Raw genomic sequence first — 17,822 nt, forward strand, 5'->3', positions numbered from 1 at the left:
CTTCAGCTTGCTAGCTTGTCAGTAATCCAAGCATGCGCTTCATCCATTCTAAGGAAGTCTTTGACAACGTGATGCTTCAGTGAAGGGATTCGGCTTAATGATATCGAATACAGGGTTGGAGAGGATATGACATGCCCTTGAGCTACCAGCTTGGTATGTCTTAGCCATTGGTGAAAGCCTTCTGCTATCTCAAGGGCTTCGCCAGTGCCACCTGTGTAGCCTCTGGCATCTATCAACAGTCCAAAAGGTTCATTTTTGATGGGCTCAATCATGGATTTCATTCCATTAACCCATGCTTTCATGCCCTCTTTGTTGAAGGTCCCGCTCATTTCGCACGAGATCAGGTGATGGGTTATTGGTTTTATTGCGAACTCACCATGTTCGAATCTCAGTGGCATATGACCTCCGATGGCAAGAAGATGTATCTTGATTCTCGCTCTACACGGAGTGGTTTGCAAATAGGTCTGATTGGGTATTTTTTGCCATAAAAAAGGGGGAGTGCTCCCCCATGTGATTAACCTATCCCGAGCTTTTTCCTCCAGTAGAAAGCAGCTATCTGCTGTTCGGATCTCTCCACCTGGATGATGGCAAGTGCCTCTATCCTGCGTCTGTCGAACCTCACTCCGGTGGGTGACACAAGGCAATCATTCATCATTCTCCAGCCTTCCCAGTGCTTCCAGATAGTGGGTAACTCCCTACCCGATGCCATCCGCATAAGCCGTTTATAGACAGGAGGGATCTCTGTACCCTTATCCCAATATGTGACCTGTCTCACAGAAACGAAACATAGATTTGCCGTCTCCTCTTTCGATAAACCGCATTCAAACCAACGAAAAATGAAGTTTTTGGTCAACTCTCGTTCCATCCAAGTAAATACCTGATAAACCAGCAAAATTGCGTGGGTTGGCTTATCGGCAGGTTTCAGATGGGCATTTAACTAAACACGGCATTATGCGCGGTTGAGAATGTGGAGCAATTTAGTGTCCTGGATTGGTTCAACAACACTGGGTTGGTTTGCCATGAACGAATTTTTCCCTTTCTGTTATCTCTCACTGTTGAACTTAATCATGTAGCCGATCCAGTGGTTTGTGATTGGCACTCTCGTGACGTTCGCTGTTGCCGGTGTGCAGGTATTTGGAGGTGGTGTCGATGCTGTCGTGGCCGGCATCGGCTTGCACATGGGACAAGGGCCGGCCGTTGAGATTGATGTCGTGAGTGATGCCGGTATGACGAATGGAGTGCGGTGTCAAGTTGCGCATCTCTGCGGCATCCTGGGCAAAGCCATCCTGTTCTGCCAGCGTAGCGGCCGCCTGAATGACGGCCATCACCAGCTCGCGCAGCTGACGGATGCCGAGGTTGGCATTGAGCTCACCTTGTTCACGGCCGTGGGCTGCGGCCTTGTGACGCACAAACAGTGGCGTCTGTTCATCGGGTATCGGCAGTGGCGAGAGACCGAGAAACGTCCGGTAGCGTTTGAGGGCCTCCAGCAAGGCATGGGAGACCGCCACTGTGCGGCGCTTGCCGCCCTTGCTGCGGGGAATGTAGTAGCCCCAGACGCCGGTTTTCCCGTCGCGGCGAAACTGGCCCATGACGGGGGTAAAACCCGGTCTTGCCGCCACCTCGGAGATGCGCAGGTAGCAGGCATACATCAGGCTTATCAGAAAGCGGCTGCGCTCATGCTGCTCCGGTGATTCGGTGGCCAGCCGATCGGCCGCCTGCATCACATAGGACCACTGCAGCTCGCTGAAGGCCTGGCCCTGATCATCCGGCTCCTGCTGGACGGTGCGTTTCACCCGTTGCAGCAGGAGCGCCGGGTTGCGGTCCATGTACTCTTCCTGGATCAAAAACTGGAAAAAGGCCGACAGAATGGCGAGCTTGGTCTTCATGGCTTGCTCGCTGAGGCGGTACGGCAGTTCACGGCCCAGCTCCCGTTTGCCAAGGAAGGGTCGCCATTGGGGATTGGGCAGGCGCTCTCCCCACTCCTTGTCGAGCACGAACTGCGCCACATTGCGATAGGCAATCAGGGCCGCTGGCGGTGACTGGCAATAATCGAGGTAGCGCATCATGATGCGCCGGGTCAGATCCTTTGGGCTGATGCGCATCTCGCCAAAGCACCAGTGCAAGAACGTGGTCAGCTCACTGCGATAGGTCTTGTAGTTGTTCTCGTTGTTGCGCTGCTCCAGCAGCCAGTCGACGGCGAGTTCGTAGACGATCCCGGCATCGGGTACGTCGGTGAGGCTGAGGTTGGCCAGGTACTGATTGACCTGGGGGTTGCCCGCCTCCAGGTATACCAAGCCATCGAACAGCGGCATGGCGGGTGGAAGTATGGTTGTGGTCATGGTCTTGCTTGAAATGGTTCTGGCTTGCGGCCTGCTCAAGGGTAATGCCGATAAATGGGGTTATCGGCATCATCGGTGGTGGGAACATTGTCAGGAAACATGGATGCAGTCACCACGTGGAATCACTGCGAACACATTCTTATCCCATTCAATGAATATGCACTCTTGTCAGAAAATTCTCGGGGTAAATAGTCTGAAAGTTGACTGTTAATACTATCTTTTTGAATAAGAAAGTGTTTGGCCGTGATGGCTCGCCCCTTTTCCCTGTCCTTCCTCACCCTGTTATCCAGACGCCTTGCTACGCAACCCGCTTGAGTGACTTGCCTTTGGGGTCGGTTGCTTCACTCTGGGTTTCCTGGCTCTCTGTCTTGTTGCTCCCCTGCCCCTTTCCACCACGCAATACGCTCTGCAGTGCGTCCCGCTGTTCGGCCAGATAGAAGGCCAGGCTCTCCTGCTGTTCCGGCGCGAGTGCAATGGGAGCCGCGGCCAGCAACGTCATCAACTCATCGGCAGTGTCCAGCAGCTTGTCATAGGCGTCAGCCTCTTTCTTGCTGGTAAAGGTCATCTTCTCCACTCCCCCACGAACCACAACATATTTGATCTCAACGGCCATAGTGGCGTCCTCCTTCTGATGGTGAATACAAGTATATGTATGGATATACAGTATTGCAAATAGCCGCAGGCAGGTAGGTTTGAGCCGAGACTGACCGAGAGCTGGTTGGCCGTCACATTGATGAAAGGGTCATTTGACTTCCACGCCAAACTGGTCGGATGATTGAGTCATGACGATAACAAAGCAATTACTGATCCTGCTGCTGGTTGAGGTGACGCTCCTTGGGAGCATCGCCCACCTTGCCATCGACCTCTCTTGGGTGCCCTCCATCTTGTTTGTGGTGGTAGCCCTGCTGGGGCTGCGCACCTTGGTGGTATTGCTGACCTGGGGCTTTTCCCGCTTCTACCCGGTGCCAGCCATCGGCTGGCGAGCCTGGCTGCCCATGGTGGGGCGGGAGATAGCCGCCTACCTGCTGACCTTCACCTGGCTGCTGCCGTTCGAGCGCTGGTTAATGCCGCCTGACAAGTTGACCCCCTCCCCCCTGCCCCTGCTGCTGATCCACGGTTATGGCTGCAGTCGCGGCATCTGGCGGGTGCAGCGGGCACGGCTGGAGGCCGCCGGTCACACGGTGGCAACCGTCACCCTGACTCCTCCCTTTGGCCATCTCGACGACATGGTGCCGCTGTTGGCCAGGCGTATCGACGAGGTGTTGGCCGCCACCGGCGCATCGCAGCTGGTGTTGATCGGCCACAGCATGGGCGGACTGGTGTGCCGCGACTATCTGGCGGTGGCGGGGGGTGACAAGGTGGCGCAGCTCATCACCCTGGCCACCCCTCATCAGGGCAGCCAGCTCGCCACCCTGGGACTGGGCGACAATGCCCGCGAGATGGAGCCAGGCTCCGGCTGGTTGCAGCGCTTTGCCGCCGTGCCGCTCTGCGTACCCGGCGTCTCGGTGCGCACCAGTCACGACAACTTCGTGCTGCCCCAGTCCCGCCAGCGTCTCGATGGCATGGAGGACGTGGAGCTTGCCGCCCTTGGCCACCTCTCCTTGCTCTACTCCCGCCGCACCACGGCCCTGCTGCTGACTCTGCTCTCCCGCCCGCAACCGCAAATGAAAAGGGCCTGATTGTTCAGGCCCTTTCCGTTTTTGCTACATCAGCTCGTTGTGGTCACCACTAGAAGTGGATCCCCTTGATCAGGGTGGAGACTGCCATCTGATCCGCCGACGCCTTGGACTCGTTGCCCTCCTTGGGGTCGGAGAAGGTGCGGAAGCTGGTGTTCATGATCACCTGGGCCACCCGCGGTGCCAGGGCATGGATCACCTGGCCGAACACCCCGAGCCGGGTGGCGAGGCGCACGTGCTTGTTGATGATGGTGTCGCACACCAGATCGGCGGCCTCTTCCGGCGTCATCATGGGCACCTGTTCATATACCTTGGTGGGGGCCACCATGGGAGTTTTCACCAGCGGCATGTTGATGATGGAGAAGTTGACCCCCTTGTCGGCAAACTCGGAGGCCGCGGTGCGCACCCAGGCATCCAGCGCCGACTTGGAGGCGACGTAGGCGGAGAAACGCGGCGCATTGGTCAGCACTCCGATGGAGGAGATGTTGATGATGTGCCCCTTCTTCTTCTCGATCATGGTGGGCAGTACCCCCATGATCACCTTGAGGGTGCCGAAGTAGTTGAGCTGCATGGTGCGCTCCAGATCGTGGAAACGGTCGAAGGAGTCCTCGATGGCGCGGCGGATGGAGCGACCGGCGTTGTTGACCAGAATGTCCACGCCGCCATGCTCGGCCACGATCTGCCGAGTGATCGCCTCCCCCTGCGCCAGGTCGGCGAGATCACCCTGATAGACCTGCAGGGTCAGGCCCAGCTCGGCAAACTCGGCCTGGGTTTCGGCAATCTTGTGCTCGTCCCGGGCGATGGTCAGCACCCTGGCCCCCGCCTCTGCCAACTTCTTCGCGGTGGCCTTGCCGATGCCGGAGGTGGCACCGGTGATCAGCACCACCTTGCCCTCGACCCGGCCGCGCAGGGTGCGGTCGATGAACAGGTCCGGGTCGAGGCGACGCTCCCAGTAATCCCACAGGCGCCAGGCGTAGCTGTGCAGCGGCGGCACTTCGATGCCGGTCCCCTTCAGCACCCGCTGGGCCTCGCGGTTGTCAAAGCGGGTCGGATAGTTGATGAGCCGGAAGATGTCCTTGGGCAGGCCGAGATCGGCGATGGCTGCATCGCGAATACGCCGCACCGGGGTCAGCGCCATCAGCATGGTCATCAGATGGCGGGGAATAAAGCTGAACAGGGCGGCATTGATGCGAATGGCCGGCTCGGGGGCATGGGCCGCCCGGGAGAAAGTGCTCAACATGTCGCCGACCCGCATGGGGTGAGAGTCGGTCAGGTGGAACGCCTTGTTGTCCTCCCCCTCCAGGTGGGCGATGTGATCGATGGCATCTACCACGAAGTTGACCGGCACCAGGTTGATGCGTCCCCCCTCGACCCCGATGGCGGGCATCCAGGGCGGCAGCATGCGGCGCAGCTTCTGGATGGTCTTGAAGAAGTAATAGGGGCCGTCCACCTTGTCCATCTCGCCGGTGTTGGCGTCGCCGACTACTATGCCGGGTCGATAGATGCGCCAGGGGATGGTGCTCTCCTTGCGCACTATCCCTTCGGCCTCGTGCTTGGTCTGGAAATAGGGCATGTCGAGGTGTTCGGCCTCATCGAACATGTCTTCCCGGAACAGGCCGTCAAACAGGCCGGCCACCGCGATGGAGCTGCAGTGATGGAAGCAGCGCACCTTGAGCCGCTCGGCCAGTAGCAGGGCCTGACGGGTGCCCTCGGCATTGACCTGCTGCTGAATGCCCGCCTTGGCGTTGAGATCATAGATGGCGGCGAGATGCAGAAAATGATCGACCTTGCCGATTAGGGGCTCCAGTTCGCCGTTGCCGACGCCGAGCAAGGGGTGGGTCATGTCGCCCACTACGGCAATGGCGCGATCCTCACCAACGCCCCAGTAGGCCAGCAGGTCGGGTACCCGCTCGAGATGGGCTGCCCGCATCAGGAAATGCACCCGACTATTTGGACGCTGCAGCAATTTTTTAATCAGCCGGCGGCCGATGAAGCCGCTGCCACCTGTGATGAAATAATCCATGGTATTTATATCCCTTACTGATTGGGCTGTTAGTTGTTGTTAGATATATCACGCTTTTACTGAAAATATTCATTCGAATATCATTCTTCGTGACCCAGTCCAAAATTACCAGGGTTGCCTGTTCCGTTATTAGGTAGAACCCTCTATTTTTTCTCCCTAGACTGAGGATGAAAGTTAAGTAATGCCACAACGAATATACCAAGGTTGTTGTCATTACCATCATCTATATCACGAGTAAGGAGACTGTCATGGCCAAAAAATTGAAAGCACTGGCAAGTTCGGTGACCGACAACCACCTCACTTCCACCATCAAAGAGTCCACCCAGCAGATCTGGCTGGCTGGCCTGGGTGCCTATGCCAAGGCGCAAGAGGAAGGCGGCAAGATCTTTGAAGCCCTGGTTCAGGAAGGGGAAGCCCTGCAAACCCGTACCCGTCAGAGCGCCGATGAAAAGATCGCGGCCATGACCGACAAGACTGCCGGTACCTGGGGCCGTCTGGAGCAGGTATTCGAGGATCGCGTAGCCCGCGCCGTCGCCAGCCTCGGCATCCCGACCCGCAAGGACATCGACAAGCTCTCCAAGCGGATGGCTGAACTGACCGAAGTGGTGCAGCAGCTGATCGATGCCCAGGACGACACTGCCCCGGCTGACGAGGCCAAGCCTGCTGCGGCAGCGGCCAAGAAGCCGGTTGTTGCCAAGAAGCCGCCGGTCAAGAAAGCCGCCGCCGCATCCGCACCCGTCGCCAAGGTGAAGGAAGAGGTCAAGGAGCTGGCAACGGAAGTAGAAAACGTGGCCAAGGAGATCAAGGAGAAGGGTGAAACCGCACTCTTCTGATCCTGACCGGCTTGTTCTGACTGATGATCCACCGGCCCATGCCCTCTGCTGGGCCGGTTTTGCGTGATAAGGGAGGCAAATCATGAGCACGATTGCGGTTGCCCTCGCCGGGGGAGGTCCTCTGGGAGGGATCTACGAGATCGGTGCCTGCGCCGCCCTGGCCGACAGCATCAAGGGAGTGCGTTTCGAGCAGGCTGATATTTATGTGGGGGTGAGTTCGGGGGCGGTGATCGCCTCGGCGCTGGCCAACGGCATCTCCCCCGACAAGCTGGTGCGGATCCTGCTGAGCGACGACAGTGGCGAGTTCTTCGACCCCTCTACCCTGCTGCGCCCCGCCTTCGGGGAGTATGTTGAGCGGCTCACCTCGCTGCCGCCCCTGGCGCTGGCGTGTCTGGCCGACTACCTCTCCTCCCCCTGGAACAAGAGCCTGCTTGGCTCACTGCAGGGGCTGTCCAAGGCGATCCCCACCGGCATGTTCGACAGCCGTGGGGTTGATCGCATCCTGACCCAGTTCTTCTCGCGCCCAGGTCGCAGCAACGATTTTCGCGAGCTGGCCAGCCGGCTGTTCGTCATCGCCACCGAACTCGACACCGGTCGGGCGGTGGCCTTCGGCAGTCCGGGGCTCGACCAGGTGCCCATCTCCGCCGCGGTGCAGGCCTCCGCCGCCTTGCCCGGTCTGTTCCCGCCCTCCCTCATCGATGGCCGCTACTACGTGGATGGCGCGCTCATCAAGACGCTGCACGCCTCGGTGGCGCTGCAGGAGGGGGCCGATCTGGTGTTCTGCATCAATCCGCTGGTGCCCTTTGATGCGGGCCTGGCCAGCGAGCGCCCCGCCAAGCTGGTGGATAGCGGTCTGCCGGTGGTGCTGGCCCAGACGTTTCGCGCCATCATCCACTCGCGCATGCACGTGGGGATGGATCGCTACAAACACCAGTACCCAGAGGCGGATGCCCTGCTGTTCGAGCCCTCCCCGGCCGATGGCGAGATGTTCTTCACCAATGTGTTCAGTTATCGGGACCGGCGCCATCTGTGCGAGCACGCCTTCCAGCATACCCGCCGGGATCTGTGGCAGCGGCGGGCCGAGCTTGGTCCCATCCTCGCCAGACACGGGCTGGAGCTGGATCTTGACGCGCTGGCCGATGAGCAGCGCTCCCTGCTGACCCCGGGCATCGGCGCGGTGGCGGCGCTGGATGCCTCACTGACCCAGTTGCAGCACTGGCTGACCCGTCGCTATGGCGACAAGGGCCGGCGTCAACCGAAGGAGTAGCATGGATCGCAAACCCAAGCGGCGTACCAGGGATCGCATCCTGGCCACCGCCCTCGCCCAGTTCAACCTGCTGGGCGAGCCGACCGTCACCACCACCGCCATCGCGGCCGAGCTGGAGATGAGCCCGGGCAACCTCTATTACCACTTTCACAACAAGGAGGAGATAGTCAACGCCCTGTTCGGCGAGTTCGAACAGGAGATGGCCCACCTGCTCGACACCATTACCCCGCCGTTGAACGAGGCGGAGGACATCTGGTTCTTCTTGCACCTGATGTTCGAACTCATCTGGAAGTACCGCTTTTTCTATTACGACATCAGCACCCTGATGAACGGCAACCACAAGGTGGAGCTGCGCTTTTCGGCCCTGCTGCGGCGCAAGGAGCTGACCGCCGCCGCCATCTGTCACCACCTCTGGCGCAGCGGTCTGCTAGAAGGCGACGAAGCACAGGTGACGGCGCTGGCCGCCAATATTGCACTGGTGGGGACCTTCTGGATCTCATATCAGCGAGCGCTGCATCCGCGGGCCGATGCCGACATCGCCCTCGGCGTTTTTCAGGTGATGGAGCTGGTGTCCCCCAGGCTGCGAGCCGATGCCCGCGCCGCGCTCGATGCCATCGCCAGCCATTATCGTCCCGCCGCCGTGGCGGGTTGACCGAACCGTGTTTTTTGATTGTGTTTTTAACAGGGAGAATCATATGACCACTGCACAGCCCAACTTCGATTTCACCCCCTTCCCCTGGCCGGAGGCCACCTATGACTATGCCGGGGAGCGCCTTGAGCAGCACTGGGAGCGGCTGCACCAGGGGGATGCCGAGCCCTGGCCCGAAGATGAACAGGTACAGGAAGCCTGGCGGGCCTATCACGCCGGTGATTTTGCCCGGGCCGTCAGCCTGGGGCTGGCCGCCGGCGAGGATGGCCTCAACGTGGCGAACAAGGCGTTGGTGATCCACGCCAGCTACCTGCTGGATGACAAGTATGCCAAGCGCGAGGCGTTCGAGCTGGCCGCCAGCAACGCCGAGAAGCTGCAAAAACGTCAGCCAGACAACGTCAACGCCTGGTACTTCCACGCCCTGGCGCTGGGTCGCTACAGCCAGGTGATCTCGGTCTCCAAGGCACTCTCCATCGGCATAGGTGACAAGATCAAGAGCAGCCTGGAGCAGGCGCTGGCGCTTGAGCCTGACCATGGGGAAGCCCATATCGCCTTCGGTGCCTGGCATGCGGAGATCATCGACAAGCTGGGCGCCATGATCGGCGGCATCACCTACGGCGCCAAGAAGGATGAGTCCGAGCGTCACTTCAAGGCGGCGCTGGCCATCATCCCCCACTCCGCCATCGCCCGCATGGAGTACGCCAACGCCATGGTGATGATGCACGGCAAGAGCAAGATGGCGGCGGCCGAGGCACTCTATGGCGAGGCTGCCGAGTGCGAGGCGCTGGATGCCATGGAGCGGCTCGACGTGGAAGCCGCCCGTGAGGAGCTGGAGGAGGAGTAATTCGCCAGACTCATAAAACAAGAGGCCAACCCCCGGGTTGGCCTCTTGCGTTTGAAGCGCGGCGGATCAGCCGTGCAGCAGTTGATCCAGCATGGCGGGGTCGTAGAGTAGATCCGGCTCCATCAGTACCAGCAGCAGCAACTGCTCAAACTCCACCGCGAAGCGCTCGACGATGAGGTCGGGGTCTGGCACCCGCTTCTTGTCGGTGATCAGGCCCACCTGCACCTTGTTGTCATAGGAGAGGATGGAGACGCCGACTGCGATATCGCCGGCCTGGGGCACCCAGAACAGCGGCTGACGCAACCTGGCGCCGGCCAGATAGAGGGTCTGCTGCGGGCCAGGCACGTTGGTGATGACGGCGCTGGCCTTGGCGGAGAGGATGTCGATGGCCTGTTGCTGCACCGCCTTGGGGGCCATGCCCATCACTTCCAGCAGGTTGAGCACCACCGCTGGCTGCAGGGAAGATTTGAGCGCCTGCATCCGATCCCGCACCGCATAGAGGCGTTGCAGCGGATGTTCGATGTTGAGGGGCAGATCCAGGGCCACCAGCCCGAAGCGGTTGCCAAGGGCCCCCTTGTCGTCCGGGGCGCGCATGTTGACCGGCACCAGGGCCCGGATGTCGACGTCGGCTTCGTCGCCCTTCTCCAACAGATAGTGGCGAAAGGCCCCGGCGGTGGCGGCGATCAGCAGGTCGTTGACCGAGCAGCCGAGCACCCGCCCCACCGCCTTCACGTCCGGCAACGGGATCTGTTCTGACCAGGCAACCCGCTTGGTGCAGCCGGTCTCTCCCCTGAGCCGGGTATCGGCATCATCGGAGAGGGTGGCGATGGTGTAGAGCTCGGCGGTCACGTCCCGGCTGGTCTTGAGGTAGTCCATCGCCTTGGTGGGGTGGGTCAGCACCTCGACGTATTTGGACCAGAGGGTGCCGGTCAGCTTGAGGCCGGCCCGCAGCAGGCGACTGCCCTGCTGATCGTGCTCTTCGTCGCCGTCGTCGTTGGCGACCGGCTCTGGCTGCGGTCTGGGAGCGGCAACCGGGCTCTCGTCCATCATGGTGAGCATGGCCCGCACCAGGGAGAAGCCGTCCCCCATGGCGTGATGAAAGCGCACCACCAGCGCCTGGCCGCCGAGGGAGGTGTCTACCAGGTGCATCTCCCAGAGCGGACGCTGGTGGTTGAGGGGGGTGGAGGCAAAGTCGGCCACCAGCCGCTCCAGCTCGGCCTTGCCGGCCTTGCCTGGCAGGATCACCCGCTTGAGGTGCAGGTCGAGATCGAAGTCGGGGTCGGTACGCCAGTAGTACTCTCCCCCTTCCAGGCAGGCTTTCTGCGCGAAGCGCGGCTGTACCCGTACGGTGTGCAGCAGGCTCTCGCGCAATCTGGTTTCATCCAGCTGACCGTCGAACATCAGCACGCCGACGATCTGCATCAAGTTGTTGGGCCTGTCCATCCGCAGCCAGGCGGTATCGACACAGGAGATGAGTTCACACACAGACATGTATTATCCCTATTGTTTCGCATTATTTGTGCCACATTTCGTTCTGGACGTCGGCGACCAGAACGGAAGCAACAAACAATGTTTTCTTATGTTTGTGAAACTGCACGGCGATTAATTCACGCCAGCCATCCATGACAAAGGCAGAGGCTCTTGTTGTCCCGTGAAAATTAAAAATCAGACTTGTCATATGCCGCCTGAATAATAATCTCCAGGTCGGCCATTTCGTCAAAAGAATATAAGGCGCGCTATTTCACCATTATTTATTGCGCTGGATCAGTCTTTATTGGATTGGTTATCGCCGCGCGGGACAAGGCAGACGCTGATCGACATATTCGAGGATCTCCTGCTCCAGGACGCTGCGTACCGGTAACAGCATCAGGCCGAGGCGCACTTCCAGCGACAGGGTATTCTCGGTGAGGCAGAGGGAGCCATTGACCCCGGCGCCGCGAAACAGCAAGCGGGTCTCCTCCTCGTCTTCCCACTCGCAGTCGAGCTCGTACTCTTCGCTCATGTCCTGGGCGATGGCTTCGGCGGCAAGCCGAGCGCCGGCGAGGCCGAGCGGGTGTTGACGGCTGACCTGGATGGTCGACAGGTTGCTGCCGGCAAGGGGATCGTATAGAAACATGCTAACTCTCTGAGCGGTGACGACATTTACTGATATTAAACACATGAATCAAACAAGTGAAAGTGATTTGCAACATATTTGGGACTCACTTAACAAAGGCTGTCGAGTAAAAGCTCCATCGATTCCGCCTGGGTTGCCGCCGCGTTACACTGGGCTGACGGCTCGTGACGAGTGACTCCCGCCCCTCGCCGGCCGCCCGTTTTATCCGTCACAGGCCATGGGATACACCAGAGAACACAGGTCAAGAGAGCAGCAGATGACCCAAGAGAAACAACCATCCGATGACCACCACATGGATGAAGAGAGCACCCTGGGGCGACTCTACCGTCAGCTCAACCAGGTGGCCGCCTTGCGCGAGCAGATGCGCACCCATCCGCAGGATCAGCAAGACAGGGACGCATTGCGCCAATGGCAGGCCGATCGGCTGGGGCGTACCCACCGCGATCTGCTGGAGAGCAAGCGCTACGGCCCGGCCGCGCAGTTTTTCCTGACCGACCTCTACGGGCCGGGGGATTGTGCCCGCCGCGATGCAGACGTGATGCGGGTGATGCCGACTGCCGAGCGGCTGTTGCCGGAATCCGGCCTCAAGGTGCTGGCGCAGGCCATTGAACTCGACGCCCTCTCCGAGGAGCTCGACTACCTGATGGTGGTGGCGCTGCGTCGCAGTGGCAGCATGGCGCGGCTGAACGCCAAGGCCTATGCCCTCGCCTATCAGGAGGTGGGTGAAGAAGCGCGCCGCCGTCATCAGTTGCAACTGGTCAACGAGCTGGGGATGACCCTGGATCGGCTGGCCAGAAAACCGCTGCTCGGAGCGACCTTGAAGCTGATATCTGGGCCGGCCCATCTGGCGGGGTTGGGCGAGCTATTCTCCTTTGTCGAGCGGGGTTACCGGGTCTGTCACCACATGGGGCGGGCCAGCGAGTTTCTCGAGACCATCGCTAGCCGCGAGACGGCGATCATGCAGGCATTGCTGGCGGGCGATGACACAGTGCTGGATTGACCTTGAGAGTCATGCAGGCACACATGCAGTCAAACATGACAAAGCGGGCCGAGTGGCCCGCTTTTCGTTTATCGCTGGACAGGAGTGTGGTCAGATCACCAGCAGATCCATGAAGGCGTGCACCGGGGTGGCGGCCAGCTGCTTGCCATCCTGGCAGAGGGCCAGGATCGCCTCGGCCCGTTTGGCCGGGAAACGGGTGGCCAGGTTGTGGCGGAACTTCTCTACCAGCAGCGGGATCCCCTCCTCGCGGCGGCGGCGGTGGCCGACCGGATACTCCACCTCCACCTTGGCGGTGTGGGTGCCGTCCTTGAAGAACACCTGGATGGCGTTGGCAATGGATCGCTTGTCCGCTTCCAGATACTCGCGGCTGTAACGCTTGTCCTCCTGCACCACCATCTTGGCGCGCAGCCCATCGATGCGGGGATCGGCGGCCATGGCGTCCTCGTAATCCTCGGCGATGAGGCGCCCGAAGATGAGCGGCACCGCCACCATGTACTGCAGGCAGTGATCCCGGTCGGCCGGGTTGTTGAGGGCGCCCACCTTGCTGATGATGCGAATGGCCGACTCATGGGTGGTGAGCTCGATGCGGTCGATCTCGTCCAGCCGCCCCTTCACCTGCTCGTGCAGCTTCATGGCACACTCCACCGCGGTCTGGGCGTGGAACTCGGCAGGGTAAGAGATCTTGAACAGCACGTTCTCCATCACATAGCTGCCGTAGCTCTGATGCAGGGCGAACTGGTTGCCCTTGAACAGCACGTCGTAGAAGCCCCACTTGGGAGCCGTCAGTGCGCCGGGATAGCCCATCTCGCCGCTCATGGTGATAAGGGCGAGGCGCACTGCGCGGGAGGTAGCATCCCCCGCCGCCCAGCTCTTGCGCGACCCCGCATTGGGTGCATGACGGTAGGTGCGCAGGCTCTGGCCATCGACCCAGGCCTGGGAGACCGCATCGATCACCTGATCGCGGCTACCGCCCAGCATGTGGGTCACCACGGCGGTACTGGCGACCTTCACCAGCACCACGTGATCGAGACCGACCCGGTTGAAGGAGTTCTCCAGCGCCAACACCCCCTGAATCTCGTGGGCCTTCACCATGGCCATCAGCACATCGCTCATGGTGAGCGGGGCCTTGCCTTCGGCTACGCGGGTACGGGAGAGCCAGTCGGCGGTGGCGAGGATGCCACCCAGGTTGTCGGAAGGGTGACCCCACTCGGCGGCCAGCCAGGTGTCGTTGTAATCGAGCCAGCGGATGATGGCACCGATATCCCAGGCGGCCTTGACCGGATCGAGGCAGAGCTGGGTACCTGGTACCCGGGCACCATGGGGTACCTGGGTACCGGGCACGATGGGACCAAGGTGCTTGGTGCACTCGGGAAAACGCAGGGCCAAGAGGCCACAGCCCAGGGTATCCATCAGGCAGTAACGGGCGGTATCGAGGGCGGCCTGGCTGGTAATGGGGTGATTGCAGACGTAATCGGCAATATCGACCAGCACCTGATCGGGGTCTGGTCTGTGGTTGACGTCGACGTTGGCGGACATCGTGACTTCCTTATCGTTGTAGTGAATGAAACGGGGTGATGAAACGGCGCCCTGCCCGCCCGCCTGCGCTCATCGACCCCGCTGTTGCCGGTGTCGGGTGACGCAATGGGGTGACAGGGCCGCCCATGATTATCGCTGCTGCAGCGAGACGAAATGCCGGGGCGCCGGGCCGACGTAATCGGCGCTCGGGCGGATGATCCGGTTGTGTTCGCGCTGCTCCATCACGTGGGCGCACCAGCCGGTGACCCGCGAGCAGACGAAGATGGGGGTGAACAGCTTGGTCGGGATCCCCATGTAGTGATAGGCGCTGGCGTGGAAGAAGTCGGCGTTCGGGAAGAGCTCTTTCTCCTCCCACATCACCTTCTCCGCCTCGCAGGAGACGCGATAGAGCCGGTCATCGCCCACCGCTTCGGCCAGCTTGGCCGACCAGTTCTTGATGATGACGTTGCGCGGATCCGAGGTGCGATAGACGGCGTGGCCAAAGCCCATGATCTTCTCCTTGGCCGCGAGCTTGGCCTGCAGCTCGCGCCGCGCCTGGGCCTCATCCTGCCAGGGTTCGATCATCGCCATGGCGGCCTCGTTGGCGCCGCCGTGCAGCGGGCCGCGCAGGGTGCCGATGGCCGCGGTGACGCAGGAGAACATGTCGGAGAGCGTCGAGGCGCAGACCCGCGCCGCAAAGGTGGAGGCATTGAACTCATGCTCGGCGTAGAGAATGAGGGAGACGTGCATCACCCGGCGCTCCAGCTCGCTCGGCGCCTTCTGGTGCAGCAGCGCCAGGAAGTGTCCGCCGATGCACTCCTCGTCGGTGTCGAGGGCGATGCGCACCCCGTCGTGGCTGAACTTGTACCAGTAAAGGAGAATGCCCGGAAAGGCGGCCAGCAGCCGATCCGCCACTTCATGCTCATGCTCGAAGCCGTCCTCCGGCTCCAGATCGCCGAGCATGGAGCAGCCGGTGCGCAGCACATCCATGGGATGGGCGTCGGCGGGAATGCGCTCGAGCACTTCCAGCAAGGCGGCAGGCAGAGTGCGCAGGCTGCGCAGGGTCCGCTTGTAATCCTCGAGCTGCTGCTCGTCCGGCAGCTCGCCTTTAAGCAGCAGGTAGGCGACCTCTTCGAACTGGGCGCCGTCGGCCAGCTCCTGGATGTCATAGCCGCGATAGGTGAGCCCGGTGCCGCTCTTGCCCACGGTGCAGATGCTGGTCTCCCCCGCGCTCTGACCACGCAGGCCGGCGCCACCCAACGGTTTTTGCTGTCCCATTTTTCCTCCTAATCCTTGGATGTAAACAGACGGTCCAGCGTCTGCTCGTAGTGGTGATAACCGAGGAAGTCATAGAGCGACTCCCGGGTCTGCATGGTGTCGACGACGGCCCGCTGATGGCCATCCTGGCGAAGGTGTTGATAGACGTTGAGGGCCGCCTGGTTGGCTGCCCGGCTGGCACTCAAGGGATAGAGCACCATGTCGACGCCGTGGGCGGCGAGCGCCTCCTTGTCGAACAGCTCGGTTTTGCCGAACTCGGTCATGTTGGCGAGAATGGGCACCCCGGCCGCCTGCTTGAACAGGTCATACTGGCCGAGCTCGGTCACCGCCTCGGCGAAGATCATGTCGGCCCCGGCGGCCACATAGGCGGCGGCGCGCTCCAGCGCCGGGCCAATCCCCTCCACCGCCAGCGCGTCGGTGCGCGCCATGATGACGAACTCGTCGTTCTCCCTGGCATCCACCGCCGCCTTGATGCGATCGCACATCTCCTCCTGCGAGACCACCGCCTTGTTGGGACGGTGGCCACAGCGCTTCTGGGCCACCTGATCTTCCATGTGCACGGCCGCTACTCCGGCTCGCTCGAAGGCGCGCACGGTGCGGGCTATGTTGAAGGCCCCGCCCCAGCCGGTGTCGATGTCGACCAAAAGCGGTACACGGGTCGCCGCCGTGATGCGTTCGGCGTCGGTCAAGACGTCGTTCAGGCTGGTCATGCCAAGATCCGGCAGGCCATAGGAGGCGTTGGCCACGCCGGCACCTGAGAGATAAATGGCCTGAAAGCCGCTGCGCTCCGCCATCAGCGCCATGTAGGCATTGATGGTGCCGACGATCTGCAGGGGGCGTTCATTGGCGAGGGCGGTGCGAAAGCGCAGACCTGCCGAGGGGGTAAGGCTGGACATCATGACTCCTTTCACTTGTCTGGTTTGACTATCTAATATCACGTTTACGTTAACGTCAATCATACTTTCGTGGCAGACCCCTGCCAGGCAAGACAGGACGTGGCTTTTAGGGTAAATTTCACCAATTCCTTCAACAGGTTGAATCGTAATGTCGGATCCCAATCCCGTGATCGTCTGCCCGGCTTGCGACTTGCTGATCGAACGCAAGTTATTGCCGCTTGGGCGCCACGCCCACTGCCCCCGCTGTCATCAGCATTTGTACGGGCGATACGCATTTCGCCCCTCCCAGCTGATGGCGCTGACTATCACCGGTTTCCTGTTGCTCCCGTCCGCCTTCTTCGAACCGCTGATCTACCTGCGCCTGGCCGGTGTCAATTCGGACGCCAACTTGCTCAAGGGGATCCTGGTGCTGCTGCTCGAACACGAGATCTGGGTGGCGGGGCTGGTGTTCTGGTGCGCCGTGCTGGCGCCGGTGGGCTTGCTGCTCGGGATCTTTGCGCTGGCCTCGGGCCTTGCCAAACGCTGGCACATACTGGCGCCGACCCTGCAGGCGGTGGAGGTGTTTCGCCACTGGGCCATGCTGGAGGTCTACATCGTCAGCCTGCTGGTCGCCCTGTTCAAGCTGGTCGACATCGCCGACGTGCGCCTCGGCGGCGGCCTGCTCAGCCTTGGGATCCTGATGCTGCTCAACCTGACGTTGCTGATCCTGTTTGACCCCGCCCCCTATTGGGAGCGGGTACCGCTGGAGGAGCCGGACCATGTCCCAGACCAGCGCCCGTGAACTGGGGCTCTGCCGCTGCCACACCTGTGGCCTGCTGGTGCGCTATCAGGCGGGCAGCGTCTGCCCCCGCTGCCACAGCCGGCTGCAGGTACGCATACCCCACTCCCTGGCCTGGTCCTGGGGCTTGCTGGCGCTGGCCAGCTTCATGCTGCTGCCCGCCAACCTGCTGCCCATCACCCACTTCTACAACAAGGGGTTGTTGCAATCCGACACCATCTTCAGCGGTATCATGATGCTCTATCGCAGCAAAATGTCGGGGATTGCCACCATAGTCCTCACCGCCAGCATCATAGTGCCGGTGGGCAAGATCCTGGGGCTGGGCTGGATCTGCTGGCAACTGCAGCGCAGCAAGCCGGTGCGGCGCAAACGCCAGCTCATCATGTACCGCATCATCGATTTCATCGGGCGCTGGTCCATGCTGGACTTGTTCGTCATCTCGCTGATGGTGGCCCTGGTGGATCGCGGGGTGCTGCTCAACGTGCGGGCCGGCCCCGGCGCCACTGCCTTTGCCGGTGTGGTGGTGTTGACCATGATGTCGGCCCGCATGCTGGACACGCGCCTGCTGTGGGACAAGGCGGCCCGCTAGGGCGCGGTAATCTGAACCT

The 17,822-nt window shown here is 61.1% G+C and carries 18 protein-coding genes; 8 read left to right on the forward strand and 10 right to left on the reverse strand.

Annotated features, from left to right (window positions below; translation table 11 throughout):
* Positions 1-2: 2 nt before the first annotated feature.
* The 4 genes from I6L38_RS08220 to I6L38_RS08235 all read right to left on the reverse strand — a co-directional run bounded on the left by I6L38_RS08220 (position 3) and on the right by I6L38_RS08235 (position 2,952).
* Positions 3-302: a hypothetical protein gene (locus tag I6L38_RS08220; RefSeq protein ID WP_139392274.1), complete on the reverse strand. Its 300-nt coding sequence runs from the start codon at positions 300-302 to the stop codon at positions 3-5.
* 212 nt (positions 303-514) lie between these two features.
* Complete coding sequence (locus tag I6L38_RS22780; RefSeq protein ID WP_139392273.1) at positions 515-865, reverse strand: DUF3653 domain-containing protein; 351 nt, start codon at positions 863-865, stop codon at positions 515-517.
* Between the two features lie 196 nt (positions 866-1,061).
* On the reverse strand, positions 1,062-2,339 hold the full coding sequence (locus I6L38_RS08230) for a site-specific integrase (RefSeq protein ID WP_041204660.1): 1,278 nt from the start codon (positions 2,337-2,339) through the stop codon (positions 1,062-1,064).
* 298 nt (positions 2,340-2,637) lie between these two features.
* Positions 2,638-2,952, reverse strand: coding sequence for a YebG family protein (locus I6L38_RS08235; RefSeq protein ID WP_024941798.1), 315 nt, complete (start codon positions 2,950-2,952; stop codon positions 2,638-2,640).
* A gap of 169 nt (positions 2,953-3,121) precedes the next feature.
* Between I6L38_RS08235 and I6L38_RS08240 the strand changes: the two genes are divergently transcribed.
* Positions 3,122-4,018, forward strand: coding sequence for a triacylglycerol lipase (locus I6L38_RS08240; RefSeq protein WP_024941797.1), 897 nt, complete (start codon positions 3,122-3,124; stop codon positions 4,016-4,018).
* 49 nt (positions 4,019-4,067) lie between these two features.
* Here I6L38_RS08240 and I6L38_RS08245 read toward each other — a convergent pair whose 3' ends face one another.
* Positions 4,068-6,038: an SDR family oxidoreductase gene (locus tag I6L38_RS08245; protein WP_216989390.1), complete on the reverse strand. Its 1,971-nt coding sequence runs from the start codon at positions 6,036-6,038 to the stop codon at positions 4,068-4,070.
* A gap of 248 nt (positions 6,039-6,286) precedes the next feature.
* On the opposite strand from I6L38_RS08245, the gene I6L38_RS08250 reads away from it, so the two are divergent.
* The 4 genes from I6L38_RS08250 (at position 6,287) to I6L38_RS08265 (ending at position 9,631) form a co-directional block, all read left to right on the forward strand.
* Complete coding sequence (locus I6L38_RS08250) at positions 6,287-6,871, forward strand: phasin family protein (RefSeq protein WP_139752357.1); 585 nt, start codon at positions 6,287-6,289, stop codon at positions 6,869-6,871.
* 82 nt (positions 6,872-6,953) lie between these two features.
* Positions 6,954-8,138 (forward strand): patatin-like phospholipase family protein, encoded by a 1,185-nt coding sequence (locus tag I6L38_RS08255; protein WP_017764508.1) that lies wholly within the window; start codon positions 6,954-6,956, stop codon positions 8,136-8,138.
* Position 8,139: 1 nt separating this feature from the next.
* A complete protein-coding gene (locus I6L38_RS08260; protein WP_117403709.1) occupies positions 8,140-8,790 on the forward strand; it encodes a TetR/AcrR family transcriptional regulator in 651 nt (216 codons plus the stop codon).
* 43 nt (positions 8,791-8,833) lie between these two features.
* Entirely contained in the window at positions 8,834-9,631 is a 798-nt protein-coding gene (locus I6L38_RS08265) for a hypothetical protein (protein ID WP_005300853.1), read from the forward strand.
* Between the two features lie 66 nt (positions 9,632-9,697).
* Here I6L38_RS08265 and I6L38_RS08270 read toward each other — a convergent pair whose 3' ends face one another.
* Together I6L38_RS08270 and I6L38_RS08275 are read right to left on the reverse strand one after the other, a co-directional pair.
* Positions 9,698-11,122, reverse strand: a complete 1,425-nt coding sequence (locus I6L38_RS08270; protein ID WP_201889265.1) for a wax ester/triacylglycerol synthase family O-acyltransferase — start codon at positions 11,120-11,122, stop codon at positions 9,698-9,700.
* A gap of 292 nt (positions 11,123-11,414) precedes the next feature.
* Positions 11,415-11,792, reverse strand: a complete 378-nt coding sequence (locus tag I6L38_RS08275; protein ID WP_080689441.1) for a polyhydroxyalkanoic acid system family protein — start codon at positions 11,790-11,792, stop codon at positions 11,415-11,417.
* A gap of 211 nt (positions 11,793-12,003) precedes the next feature.
* Here I6L38_RS08275 and I6L38_RS08280 point away from each other — a divergent pair, with 211 nt between their 5' ends.
* Positions 12,004-12,747 (forward strand): hypothetical protein, encoded by a 744-nt coding sequence (locus I6L38_RS08280; protein ID WP_024941791.1) that lies wholly within the window; start codon positions 12,004-12,006, stop codon positions 12,745-12,747.
* A 90-nt stretch (positions 12,748-12,837) separates the two neighbouring features.
* Here the strand turns inward: I6L38_RS08280 and I6L38_RS08285 are convergent, their stop codons facing one another.
* From I6L38_RS08285 to prpB, 3 genes are all read right to left on the reverse strand, one after another.
* Positions 12,838-14,283 carry a bifunctional 2-methylcitrate dehydratase/aconitate hydratase gene (locus I6L38_RS08285; protein WP_024941790.1) on the reverse strand — a complete coding sequence of 482 codons (1,446 nt, stop codon included), beginning with the start codon at positions 14,281-14,283 and terminating at the stop codon, positions 12,838-12,840.
* A 129-nt stretch (positions 14,284-14,412) separates the two neighbouring features.
* Positions 14,413-15,540: a 2-methylcitrate synthase gene (prpC, locus tag I6L38_RS08290; RefSeq protein WP_010633991.1), complete on the reverse strand. Its 1,128-nt coding sequence runs from the start codon at positions 15,538-15,540 to the stop codon at positions 14,413-14,415.
* Between the two features lie 8 nt (positions 15,541-15,548).
* Positions 15,549-16,436: a methylisocitrate lyase gene (gene prpB / locus I6L38_RS08295; protein ID WP_024941789.1), complete on the reverse strand. Its 888-nt coding sequence runs from the start codon at positions 16,434-16,436 to the stop codon at positions 15,549-15,551.
* Between the two features lie 148 nt (positions 16,437-16,584).
* Here prpB and I6L38_RS08300 point away from each other — a divergent pair, with 148 nt between their 5' ends.
* Positions 16,585-17,217 carry a paraquat-inducible protein A gene (locus I6L38_RS08300; protein WP_010633989.1) on the forward strand — a complete coding sequence of 211 codons (633 nt, stop codon included), beginning with the start codon at positions 16,585-16,587 and terminating at the stop codon, positions 17,215-17,217.
* A complete protein-coding gene (locus I6L38_RS08305) occupies positions 17,195-17,803 on the forward strand; it encodes a paraquat-inducible protein A (protein ID WP_010633988.1) in 609 nt (202 codons plus the stop codon). Before I6L38_RS08300 ends, I6L38_RS08305 begins: the two co-directional genes overlap by 23 nt.
* Positions 17,804-17,822: the final 19 nt, after the last annotated feature.

The sequence above is a fragment of the Aeromonas sp. FDAARGOS 1408 genome, assembly GCF_019048665.1.
In the GTDB taxonomy this organism is placed as follows: Bacteria; Pseudomonadota; Gammaproteobacteria; order Enterobacterales; family Aeromonadaceae; genus Aeromonas; species Aeromonas dhakensis.